This is a genomic window from Bradyrhizobium sp., from assembly GCF_027451485.1.
In the GTDB taxonomy this organism is placed as follows: domain Bacteria; phylum Pseudomonadota; class Alphaproteobacteria; order Rhizobiales; family Xanthobacteraceae; genus Bradyrhizobium.
Window position 1 is genome coordinate 1 of record NZ_DAIDJE010000187.1, and the last position, 10,288, is coordinate 10,288.

Here is a 10,288-nt window from a genome sequence, read left to right on the forward strand (position 1 = left end):
CACGGTCGAAAACATCAAGGGATTGGAGTTCCTCGTGCTTGATGGTGGTCTCACGGTGGGCGGCGAGATGCTTGAGCCGCAGGCCTGGGGCCGCCTGCCGGCCGGGATGGCTCTCCAGGCCGAGGTATCCGGCAGCGGAGCTCGGCTGTGGATGAAGCAGGGCCCGCTGCTGCATGAAAATGTCTGCGCGTTCTGAGCGACACCGCTGATCCCCTCGGCTTTTAACGATTGATTTACCAAGAGCGAGCACTTTCGGGACCGGGAGGATCATGCAGAATGAGCGTATTTCGTATTTGTCTCGCCAACGGCAATCGCCGCCTCAAGGCTGACCTGAAAGCCTCGGACGAGCAGAACGTCAGGGCCAACCTTGGACGCTGGTTCGACAGCAGCCAGTGGCAAGTCCTGGAGATCAGGCGCATCGAGACCTAACGCTTTCGGTCAGAAGTTACGGCTCACGGTGCCGTTCAGAACTCCCCATCAAAATAGCCACTTTCAACCGAATATTCACAACCGAAAGATTGGTACAGGTGATCGTCGTGCTCGGCGTCACGCTCATCATGAAACTGCTGAGCTGATCGCGAGCCGCCCCGCAATCCGAAATCCCGCTCGAAGGAACCGCGATTTATTCGCGGTCGTGTATCCGGCTGCCTTGCGCCGGGGTGGAAGCTGGCATCCTGGGGCGGGTTCCGTCCATTGCGCATAATTCTTGACTAAATTGCAGACAACTGTGGAACCAGCCAACATTTGTTAAGTTGCCCCGGTGCCATCACATCGAAGGCTGAATCATGACTGAGCGCGACCTCGAGAGGAAAGCAGAACGGGCCTTGGTCGCGATCGCGATCAGCACGGCGACCCTCGTCACGTGCCTGGGCTTTCTGGCGTTCAGATAGGAGACTGCGCACAATCCCGGCAAGCCTCCTGACGTTGGGCGGCAACCCGAACCAGGCGCTTCATTGCGAAACGAGGCATGCGGCATAACAGCCGCGTTCGATCTCGTCGATTAGCGACGGCCTGCACGGGCGCCAGCCCAGTTCTCGTCTGGCTCGAATGGCACGAACCCTGCTGTTGGAGCCCATGGTATTTTGCGCGGCGGCTTGCCCCCATTCGCGCGAGGCTTCGTCGAGTGACATCGGCACAGTGCCGGTCGTAACGCCGAGCTTGCGATTGATCGCCTCGCACACTTGCTTCATCGCGTTTTCGCCGTTCTCGGCAAAATAGAACGCCCCGGGCGGCGCCGAAGCGAGCGCGAGAAGATAGAGGTCGACCAGATCGTCAATGTGCACGTTGGACCAGATGTTTTCACCCGGCCCATAGTGCTTGGCGACGCCGGCTTTCTTGGCCAGCCGGATCAGCCATGGAACCTGCATGCTGTGTTTCGCCGGTCCACGGCTGCTGCCGTAGATGAGACTTGGACAGACGATGATCGGGCGAGCGCCTCTTTCCTTGAAGGACAGCACGAATTCGTTCAACGCAACACGCGCCGCGCGCCCGGCCGACGGAATGATCGGCGTTTCCTCGTCGAAAACGGCATCGTCGTGCTGTCCGGCGGATGGCGTTCCGACGATGCTGGACCCGCTCGTGTGAATGAACGCTTTCCCGGTGCCCTCAATCGTCTCCAGCATCGCGTGCGCTGACGGCTCATGGTCGGCATTGGCCGCATGGACGATCGCATCCGCACGCGAAGCGGCAGCCTGGACAATATCGAGATCATCAAGCGTTCCGAGGACCGGAGCGATGCCCAGACTTCGCACCCGTTCCGCCTTCTCTTCGGAGCGCACCAGTCCGGAGACTTCATGGCCTGCGGCAGCCAGCGCGACGGAGAGCGAACCGCCGATATAGCCCGATGCGCCCGTACAGAATATCCGCATGATTTCCATCCCGTCGTCGGAGCCCGTCGCCGTTATACACGCGATTTCCGCAAAGGAAGACGAGATCGATCGATTACTTCGTCTTCCCGGCGCTGCGCTCCGCTGCGCGGCGCATCGCTTCGGCAAATGCATTGCCGCCGCTGTCCTGCCTGGCCGGTCCACGCGAGGTCATCTGCCGTTCGTTGAAGCGCGGCCCGGGGTCGGCTTGCAGGCGGTTGGCTTTGGCGCCGACCGGATCATCCATGCGCAGCGTCAGCGCGATGCGCTTGCGGGCGACATCGACTTCCAGCACCTTGACCTTGACGATATCGCCGGGCTTCACGACTTCTCGCGGGTCCTTGATGAAAGTCTTCGACATCGCCGAGATGTGCACGAGACCATCCTGATGCACGCCGATATCGACGAAGGCGCCGAAGGCCGCCACGTTGGTGACGGCGCCTTCAAGGACCATCCCCGGTTTCAGGTCGCTCAATTTCTCGACGCCTTCCATGAACACCGCGGCCTTGAAAGCGGGGCGGGGATCGCGGCCCGGTTTTTCGAGTTCGCGCAGCACGTCGGTGACGGTCGGCAGACCAAATGTGTCGTCGACAAACGTTTTCGGCTGCACCTTGCGCAGAATCTCGACATTGCCGATCAGCGTCTTGATGTCGCTTTTGGTGGCTTCGAGAATCTTCCGCACCAGCGGATAGGCTTCCGGATGCACGCCGGATTTGTCGAGCGGATCGTCGCCGCCATTGATGCGCAGGAAGCCGGCACATTGCTCGAACGCCTTGGGGCCAAGCCTCGGCACCTCCTTCAGCGCCTTGCGCGACCTGAACGGACCGTTGGCGTCGCGATGCTGAACGATGCCCTGCGCGAGGCCGCTGCCGATGCCGGACACCCGGGCGAGCAGCGGGGCCGATGCGGTGTTGACATCGACCCCGACGCTGTTGACGCAGTCTTCGACCACGGCGTCGAGAGAGCGGGCGAGCTTGGTTTCACCGAGATCATGCTGATATTGCCCGACGCCGATCGCCTTTGGGTCGATCTTCACGAGCTCCGCCAGCGGGTCCTGCAGCCGCCGGGCGATCGATACCGCGCCGCGTAGCGTCACGTCGAGTTCGGGCAGTTCCTCGGAGGCGAAGGCAGAGGCCGAATAAACCGACGCGCCGGCCTCCGACACCACGATCTTGGACATCTTCAGGTCGGGCAAGAGCTTGACCAGCTCCGAGGCAAGCTTGTCGGTCTCGCGCGAGGCCGTGCCGTTGCCGATCGCGATGAGCTCCACCTTGTGTTGCACGGCGAGCTTGCCCAGCGTTGCCAGCGCGGCGTCCCAGGCGCGCTGCGGCTCGTGCGGATAGATCGTCGTTGTCGCGACGACCTTGCCCGTCGCATCGACCACGGCCGTCTTCACGCCGGAGCGATAGCCGGGATCGAGGCCCATGGTCACGCGTGCGCCGGCCGGTGCCGCCAGCAGGAGGTCGCGCAAGTTGGACGCGAACACGCGCACGCCTTCTTCTTCGGCGGCGGCCCACAGCCGTGCGCGCAGGTCGATGTTGAGATGCACCTGGATCTTGGTGCGCCAGGCCCAGCGCGTCGTTTCGGTCAGCCACTTGTCGCCGGGCCGGCCTCGATCGGAGATGCCGAACCGCTGCATGATCTTCAGTTCATAGGAGCTCGGCGTCGTCGCCGGGACGGGCGTCGCAGGCGCAGGTTCCGGCTGCATGGCGAGATCGAGGATCTCCTCTTTCTCGCCGCGGAACAGTGCGAGAATGCGGTGCGACGGCAGCTTGTGCAGCGGCTCGCTGAATTCGAAATAGTCCTTGAACTTCTCGCCTTCGGTCTTCTTGCCGGCGCGTACCGTCGAGGACATCAGCCCGTTCGACCACATCTGTTCGCGCAACGCACCGATCAGGTCGGCGTCTTCGGCAAATCGCTCGACCAGAATCGCGCGCGCGCCGTCGAGGGCTGCGGCGGCGTCGGCAACCTGCTTGTCGGGATTGACGAAGCCTTCCGCGACCTTCTTCGGATCGTTCTGCGGCTCGGAAAGCAAAAGATCCGACAGCGGTTCAAGGCCGGCCTCCCGGGCAATCTCCGCCTTGGTGCGGCGCTTCGGCTTGAAGGGCAGGTAGATATCCTCGAGCCGGCCCTTGTTGTCTGCCGCCAGGATCGAAGCTTCCAGCGCCGCGTCGAGCTTGCCCTGGTCACGTATCGATTCGAGGATGACTTTGCGGCGTTCTTCGAGCTCGCGCAGGTAAGTCAGGCGCTCTTCCAGCGTGCGCAACTGCGCGTCATCGAGCCCGCCGGTAATTTCCTTGCGGTAGCGGGCGACGAACGGCACTGTCGCGCCGCCGTTGAGCAGCTCCACCGTTGCCGCGACCTGCTGTTCGCGGACGCCAAGTTCTTCAGCGATCTTCTGATTGATGTTCACGCGGGAGTCTTCCTTGAATGCTGCGGCGGGTCAACCGCCGGAGGGAAGCGCTTATGGACTGATCCGCCCCGATTCATCAACCCCGCATGCGCGATCAAAAGTGATGTGAATCATCTTGTCGCGCTGTGAAAAATTCCTGTGACTTTCGCATCCGCCATGTTGCCAATCGGCGCGTGACGTCAGGATGTCAGCTGGACGAACGCTCGCGCAAGGCCACGCGAGCGGTCCGGCCGCTTGCGAGCTTTGCTTTGGCGTGCCCGGCAATGGCTGCGCGCAGCCTGGCGGGCCGGGTTGCGGCCGGCTCGGTTCGGGTGAGCCGGAGCAGAAGTCGTTTGCGCGCGCGGCTGGTCGAATGCCTTTCAGCCCGTTCTGCGCTTTCAGCCTTGCGGACGATCACGGCGGTGCCCGGGGCGGGCAATGCCCGCACCAGCGTGAAATTCCTGGATGTCGACAAGCCGCCGACGCCTTCGCAAGGCGCTTCGCGTGGCAGATCAGCGCGGATCGCGAGCATGTCGGCATCTTCGATCCAGTCTTCCGGGTCGGTTCCGGTGATGAGCCGGACATATTCGCGGGTTTCGTGCGGAAGCGCGGCCTTCCTCGAAAGCCATTTCTGGATTCGGCCGCTGCCGGCGTTGTACGCTGCGGCGGCAAGACCGAGATTTCCGAAGTCGCTGCGCAACTTGCGCAGCAGTCTTGCGGAGGCGCTCAACGCCTTCAGCGCATCGAAGGGATCGTCGAGGCCGAGTTCGGCGGCCGTCTCCGGCATGAACTGCGCCACGCCCTGAGCGCCGGCATGGCTGATTTCGTTCGCCCGGAATCCGCTTTCCTGCCAGATCAAACGCGCAAAAAACGCGACGGGTATTTCGTTGGCTTCGGCAGCCTCTGTCAGGGCACGGCAGAAGACATCCGCCGCGGACGCCGGCGCATCAACTGCAGTATCCTTGGCCGGGTTCGGCAGCGCAGGCAATTCATACGCGGCCGTCGCATTGAGCCACTGGCTTCCGAGAGGGCTTTGAATGAAGCGATCGGCGAAGGAAACGGCGCCGGATCCGGAGTCTTGCGAGGCGGAGGCCACTTCGATGGTTGAAGCGTGGCCTGATATTTGGCCTGGCGAACGATCGAAGTCGAACATCAGGACGAAAAACGCGGTCAGCGCCGCGATGATGAATCGCATTTGCGTCGATGGAGCTGTTCTGTGATGTGATGAGCTGCGCGCAAATGCGCTTCGAATAACGACTTTTTAACGAGTCGATTGCGGCAAAGCGGCGATCTTTGCGCTGCCGACGCGGAAGCCGTATTGGTTTTTGCGCTGGGACCTCTGTGCGAGCCGTAACTTTGCGGGAGTGTTCGCGTGGATGGCTCGGAAAGTTGGTTTCAGCGCCGCTGCGCAATCTGGAGTTCCATCAGCGCGATCCGCTTCAGCACGGCTGCATCTCGTTCGCCGCTGCTCGCGGTCCGCAGAATGGATTCGGCGATCATCGTGACGTGAGCCGAGTGGACGGGTTCGGGCAGCGTCGCCACCGCAGCTTCGAACGCGGTGATCATGGTCTCGATCACCTCAGGAGGGAATGCCCCGTTCGAAAGGCCTTTCATGGTCTCTGGCCGCTGCAACGCCTGGAAGAGCAAATCGCGAGATGAGGCGGAAGTTCCGAAAAGGCAGGCCGCGATATCCGATCGGGTAGGAGAGATCAGACCCTCTGAAGATGTCGGTGCGGTTTGGCCATTCGCAGCAAAAGCAGCGGGAACCGGAGGCTTCCGGGTCGAGTTTGATCACTGATCTTGTTGTCAGGAGCCGCTTATGAAAATCGTACCAATCGCAATCTCTACTGTCGCAATCGTGCTGGCGTCGGTCAGCGTGGCCGATGCCAAAGGCTGTATCAAAGGCGCCGTGGTCGGCGGCGTTGCCGGGCATATGGCGGGCCATGGTAAGCTCGGCGCCGCTGCAGGCTGTGCCATCGGTCATCACCAGGCTAACAAAGCCGAGATGAACAAGAAATCGGATCAGCAGTCGCAAGCCGGCCAAAAACCGTAATCCGCGGCGGGTCCACGTCGCAGACAGCAGTCCAAGGTGTCTGCGACCGGTTCTGATTTCGCATAAAGACGAGGCCGCCGCTCCTGGCGGCCTTTTACTTGATGCCGCGCTCTTGGTCTGGTTCAAGGATCTGCATCCCTCAGCACGCAGCTCTGCAAACGCTGGAATCGAAGGACCACCAGCCAATGCAAGTATCGCGTGAGGGTGTGGATCAGACGTTCATCTTGCAGAGGCTCCGGCGAGGTGGCTCGCAAATCTCGATCCAGTCCATTGGCGAGCACGCTCCGTTACATTGTGGACAATAGAACGCTCGCGGCGGCTGCAGCCTCGCATTACCGTTTCTTAAATTTCGGAACGACCGTGCGAAGGGGGGATTAGCCGTCGGTCCACGATGGAGAAGCTAAATGATTCGGATGAAGATGATTGCGGCTGCCGCTGTCGCTTCGGCGGCTCTCGGAGCGCCGGCTTTCGCTCAAGTGGTGTATACGCCGTTCGGCGCACCGTACCGCGACGCACCGCGGACCTATTACAGGTCGTATGATGTTCCGCCTGGAAGTTATGCGCCTCGGAATACCGACGAATACTGGAATCAACGCAACTTCGGTTTTTCCGGCAGAGATACATCCCGCGTGGGTGGCGACAGTCCGAGCGTGAATCCGCCCGGCAGCTAAGGGATGATCGCCACGAATGCTCGGCGTGTTGGGCGAGCGGGCGCCGAACGGCGCCCGCCCGTATCTGCCGGATTGGTCCAAGGGGCGAGATGCATTTGCAGTGTCGGGAGTAGCGGCACGGCGGACGAGAATTTTTCCAGGCGCGTCGAACTGCTGCGAGGCATCGTCATTAACGCAAGTTACTCTTGTTGATTGGAGGTGCGTCATGGGTCAATCTCTGCACCAGATCGCCGTTGTCGTCGAAGATGACGTTCTTCAACGCGAAATGATTGCGGTTCTATTGGAGGAAAGCGAATTCGACGTCATTCAGTGCGGGGATGCAGAGACCGCACTTCTTGCAGTCAAGATGCGGCATCCGTCCTTCCTGGTCACGGACGTGAATCTCAACGGCAAGATGGATGGGATTGAACTGGCTCACCTAGCGCGCGAACAAGATCCCGACATGCGCGTCGTTGTTATATCCGGCCAAGAACCCGCAAGGGGGTTGCCCGACGGCGCGAAGTTCTACGCGAAGCCTGTCCATCCGATGACATTACTGCGCGAGGCAGCCCACTGATCCGGGACGTGGATTTGATTGGTCGCCCTCGAGCGAATTTGGCTGAGACAACGAAAAATTGAGTTCCTCGGTGCTGGGCAGGTAATGATCCTCGACGGGCGCGATGCGGTCCCGGGAGCGAATAGTGCGGTGTTGCAGGTTGTCTCGTAAGCGGCCTTCCTGATGACCGGCTTCCCCGTTACCATGGCTCCCACGAAGTCATCGTCGAGGAGAAACACCATGCCCCAAGGCAAGCGTATCGTTCTGGCGTCGCGTCCGGTTGGCGAGCCGAAAATTTCCGATTTCCGCATCGAGGAATATCCGGTGCCTGCGCCGGGAAGCGGACAGGTGCTGCTCCGGACGATCTGGCTATCGCTCGATCCCTACATGCGCGGGCGCATGAGCGAAGCAGCCTCCTACGCCGCGCCGGTCCAGATTGGCGGCGTCATGGAAGGCGGCACGGTATCGGAGGTGATCGCTTCCGACAACGCCGCGTTCCAAACCGGCGACATCGTGCTGTCGCGCGCCGGTTGGCAGACCCACGCCGTCTCCGACGGTCATGGGCTCAGCAAGATCGATCCGAAACTCGCCCCGATCTCGACCGCTGTCGGCGTGCTCGGCATGCCTGGCATGACGGCCTATTGCGGGCTGCTTGACATCGGCAAGCCGCAAGCGGGCGAAACGGTCGTTGTCGCGGCGGCGTCGGGCGCGGTGGGATCGGCGGTCGGCCAGATTGCAAAACTCAAGGGCGCGCGCGTTGTCGGCATCGCCGGCGGCAGCGACAAGTGCAACTATGTCCGCAACGAACTTGGCTTTGACTGCCTCGATCATCGCGACCCCGATCTCGCGGCCAACCTGAAGGAAGTCTGCGCCAAGGGGATCGACGTCTACTTCGAAAATGTCGGCGGCGCCGTGTTCGAGGCTGTCTTTCCGCTGCTCAATGCTTTCGCGCGCGTGCCCGTCTGCGGCCTGATCGCGCACTACAACGACACCGAGGCGAAGGCGCCGAAGTGGGCGTCTTCGATGATGCGCTCGATCCTGACCAAGCGGCTGACCTTCCGGGGATTTATCGTCAGTGATTTCGCCGCGCGCCACGCCGAGTTCTTGCGCGACATGTCGCAATGGGTGCGGGAGGGCAAGGTGAAGTACAAGGAATTCGTCACAGATGGGATCGAGAATGCCCCGGGCGCGTTTATGGGGCTTCTCAAAGGGGCCAATTTCGGCAAGCAGCTGGTGCGTGTCGGACCGGAGCGGGAATAGGTCGCACGCTGGTCGATGCGGCGGCCGGCTCGATCGAGCTTAAGGTTTATCCTTATTGGCCTGCGCCATTGCAACTGAAGCCGTGGCGTCGATCTTTGCCATAACGCTGCGCGGATCGATCTGCGTAGCGGCTGATCGCAGTTTACGGCGTCGTTGAATTTCCCAGTGGTCCTTTGATTCTAACATTCGCAAAAGTTCCTGCTGGGAAGGAATGCGAATGTTGGAATGGCGCCACTGGCGCGCCAGTTCGCTTGATACCCGCCGCAATTCTTCCACCTGCGCTGTGTGGCCTAGGAATATGCGCGTAGTCCATCGAGACTAGAATGAACTTCCGTCTGTCGGGCAATGACTGACCGGTTCAAAGTATCCCCATGATGTCGGTCCGCAGCGGCAAGGCTTAGGGCGGGACATCGCAAACACCTCCTTTAACGAAAGGGATACGCCATGCGTAAATTGCTCCTCGCTTCCGCCGCAGTGTTCGCTCTGTCGTCTGCTGCGCACGCCGCCAACACGGCGACCACGTTCCAGGTGGGCGGCGTAAACGTCTCCACCGTGAACCAGCAAGGTCATGTGAACGACTCTTCGTTGACCACGCAGATCGGCTTCGTGAATTCCGCGAGCACCATGCAGGGCACCACCTCGATCTCACTCAACAACGCCCAGGGCACGCTCCAGATCGGTGCTGTGAACTCGGCCACCGCCGGGCAGGCCGCTCTCGGCAACAATCTGAGCGGGATTGGTCAGTTCTCGATCGGCAACCCGCCGGCCAACTCCGCGTCCGTTGGCCAGTTCAGCGCGTTCGGAGGATTGAACCTGAGCTTGGTTACGCAGCAGTAAGCCAGCCTCGTACCGCCCTGGGGGTCCACAGGCGCTCCCAGGGCAGGGCTCAAGTTTCCATGATCACATCAACCGGCGGATCGACCAGCTGCTGCTGCTGGCGGAGGAAGTCACATGCGGATCAATCATCTCGTCGCGACGGTCGTCATGCTCAGCGCGTTCACCGCTGTCGATGCCAAAGCCGCCAACACGGTTAGCGTGTTGCAATTCGGTGCGGTCAATTTCTCATCTACGACCCAGACCGGCCCAGTGAACAACACCGCAACGACATTGCAATTCGGTGCCTTCAACCAGGCGTCGAGCTCGCAGTCGGGATCGCTGGCGTCGGTCAACTCGATTGCGATCGGGCAGGGCGGCACAACGCCGACCGCGACCAATGGTGCGGTGGCCGGCCAGGCCGGCGGCTTCAACACGAGCCTGATCGGCCAGATCGGCTTGAACAATACGGCCGCGGTGGGTCAGCTCGGGATCCTGAACGGCTCTACGATTCTGCAGGCCGTTCCGTGACCGGGGTCGTGCCGATATCTCTGCAACAACGTGCAATGTGGAGGCATTGATGAACAAGCATCTTCTGGTTGCTGCCGTGGCAGCTCTCGTCGCCTGTTGCGCAGCGAGCGACTCTGCGCGGGCACAAAGCGCAAACATCAAGACGATCGTCTCGGTCAACGGACCGCC

Annotated in this window: 11 protein-coding genes and 1 pseudogene; 7 read left to right on the forward strand and 5 right to left on the reverse strand. The window is 61.3% G+C overall.

The features are described 5' to 3' along the window. A pseudogene (locus NEZ08_RS22595) lies at positions 1-196 on the forward strand (cupin); the annotation flags it as partial. 80 nt (positions 197-276) lie between these two features. Further along, positions 277-429 carry a hypothetical protein gene (locus NEZ08_RS22600; protein ID WP_298112042.1) on the forward strand — a complete coding sequence of 51 codons (153 nt, stop codon included), beginning with the start codon at positions 277-279 and terminating at the stop codon, positions 427-429. 521 nt (positions 430-950) lie between these two features. On the opposite strand, the gene NEZ08_RS22605 is transcribed toward NEZ08_RS22600, so the two are convergent. The 4 genes from NEZ08_RS22605 to NEZ08_RS22620 form a co-directional block, all read right to left on the reverse strand. Next, positions 951-1,868 (reverse strand): NAD-dependent epimerase/dehydratase family protein, encoded by a 918-nt coding sequence (locus tag NEZ08_RS22605; protein WP_298112044.1) that lies wholly within the window; start codon positions 1,866-1,868, stop codon positions 951-953. A 73-nt stretch (positions 1,869-1,941) separates the two neighbouring features. Further along, positions 1,942-4,278, reverse strand: coding sequence for a Tex family protein (locus tag NEZ08_RS22610; RefSeq protein ID WP_298112047.1), 2,337 nt, complete (start codon positions 4,276-4,278; stop codon positions 1,942-1,944). A 187-nt stretch (positions 4,279-4,465) separates the two neighbouring features. Continuing rightward, a complete protein-coding gene (locus tag NEZ08_RS22615) occupies positions 4,466-5,452 on the reverse strand; it encodes a lytic transglycosylase domain-containing protein (protein ID WP_298112050.1) in 987 nt (328 codons plus the stop codon). Positions 5,453-5,652: 200 nt separating this feature from the next. Beyond that, positions 5,653-5,871, reverse strand: coding sequence for a hypothetical protein (locus NEZ08_RS22620; RefSeq protein WP_298112053.1), 219 nt, complete (start codon positions 5,869-5,871; stop codon positions 5,653-5,655). 205 nt (positions 5,872-6,076) lie between these two features. Here NEZ08_RS22620 and NEZ08_RS22625 point away from each other — a divergent pair, with 205 nt between their 5' ends. The 3 genes from NEZ08_RS22625 (at position 6,077) to NEZ08_RS22635 (ending at position 8,776) form a co-directional block, all read left to right on the forward strand. Then, a complete protein-coding gene (locus tag NEZ08_RS22625; protein WP_298112055.1) occupies positions 6,077-6,310 on the forward strand; it encodes a hypothetical protein in 234 nt (77 codons plus the stop codon). An 876-nt stretch (positions 6,311-7,186) separates the two neighbouring features. Beyond that, positions 7,187-7,537 (forward strand): response regulator, encoded by a 351-nt coding sequence (locus tag NEZ08_RS22630; protein WP_298112058.1) that lies wholly within the window; start codon positions 7,187-7,189, stop codon positions 7,535-7,537. Between the two features lie 219 nt (positions 7,538-7,756). Beyond that, positions 7,757-8,776 carry an NADP-dependent oxidoreductase gene (locus NEZ08_RS22635; RefSeq protein ID WP_298112060.1) on the forward strand — a complete coding sequence of 340 codons (1,020 nt, stop codon included), beginning with the start codon at positions 7,757-7,759 and terminating at the stop codon, positions 8,774-8,776. A 39-nt stretch (positions 8,777-8,815) separates the two neighbouring features. Here the strand turns inward: NEZ08_RS22635 and NEZ08_RS22640 are convergent, their stop codons facing one another. Further along, complete coding sequence (locus tag NEZ08_RS22640; RefSeq protein WP_298112062.1) at positions 8,816-9,052, reverse strand: hypothetical protein; 237 nt, start codon at positions 9,050-9,052, stop codon at positions 8,816-8,818. Positions 9,053-9,220: 168 nt separating this feature from the next. On the opposite strand from NEZ08_RS22640, the gene NEZ08_RS22645 reads away from it, so the two are divergent. Both NEZ08_RS22645 and NEZ08_RS22650 read left to right on the forward strand, forming a co-directional pair. Beyond that, positions 9,221-9,613 (forward strand): curlin subunit CsgB, encoded by a 393-nt coding sequence (locus tag NEZ08_RS22645; RefSeq protein ID WP_298112065.1) that lies wholly within the window; start codon positions 9,221-9,223, stop codon positions 9,611-9,613. A 114-nt stretch (positions 9,614-9,727) separates the two neighbouring features. Then, complete coding sequence (locus NEZ08_RS22650; RefSeq protein ID WP_298112068.1) at positions 9,728-10,120, forward strand: curlin; 393 nt, start codon at positions 9,728-9,730, stop codon at positions 10,118-10,120. Positions 10,121-10,288 lie beyond the last annotated feature (168 nt).